Genomic DNA, 946 nt, shown 5'->3' on the forward strand with positions numbered 1-946 from the left:
ACATTTAACGAAAAAAAAAACTGCAGACACTTGTCTGCAGTTACCAAATTAATGTTTAATGATTGTATATCCGATATAATAAGAAAGGATTAAAAAACTACCGATTAATAGCACAACTGAATACTCTGACATATACATCCCACCCCTATATAAGTAAATGCTAAAACATCTTTAAAATATCATAAGCGGGGGATGTCGCAAGTGATTAATATTACACTTTATTGAATAAGAGGTGAATTTTTTGTGAACATTTGCCTTTTCGGAGCAACAGGCAGAGTGGGTTCGATTATTTTAGAAAATGCATTAGCCAATCAACATTCGGTCCAAGCACTGGTGAGAGATAGCAGTAAACTAAACATTAAAAGAGAAGGCCTTCTTGTTAAGGAAGGTAATGTGCTAAATGAAACCGACATTGCGAGTATCTTATCAGGATCGGATGTAGTCATTAGTTCTCTAAATACAGCAGGTACCACGACACTGTCTGAATCGATGCCCTTTATTATTAAACATATGAAAGCACTAGGAATACACCGTATTATTACGATTGGAACAGCTGGAATTCTCCAGGCTCGATCTGCACCTCATTTATATCGGTTTCAATCGTCTGAGTCGAAAAGGAAAAGCACCCGTGATGCGGAGGAACATTTACGTGCCTATTTATTATTAAAAATGTCTGGGCTCGATTGGACGATTGTTTGCCCGACTTATTTGCCTATTGGAGATAGATTAGGTCATTACAGATATGAAAAAGACTTTCTTCCTGATGATCCTTCCTCCATCTCTATTTACGATACCGCGGATTTTGCCTTTGAGCAGATATTTAGCAAGCAATTTATCGGATCCCGTGTAGGGCTCACTTATTAAAAGAGAACCCCCTTAACTTTGTTAAGGGGATTACTTGTCTAAGCGATTGAGCTCTCCTTGACTAGATGATGACCAAATTCTT

At 37.6% G+C, this 946-nt stretch carries 1 protein-coding gene; it reads left to right on the forward strand.

Annotated elements, in window-relative coordinates; genetic code table 11:
• The first annotated feature begins 243 nt into the window (after positions 1–243).
• On the forward strand, positions 244–864 hold the full coding sequence (locus tag V7659_RS03035; protein ID WP_335453123.1) for an NAD(P)-dependent oxidoreductase: 621 nt from the start codon (positions 244–246) through the stop codon (positions 862–864).
• Positions 865–946 lie beyond the last annotated feature (82 nt).

Source organism: Neobacillus drentensis (assembly GCF_036966985.1).
GTDB classification, from domain to species: Bacteria; Bacillota; Bacilli; order Bacillales; family Cytobacillaceae; genus Neobacillus; species Neobacillus drentensis_E.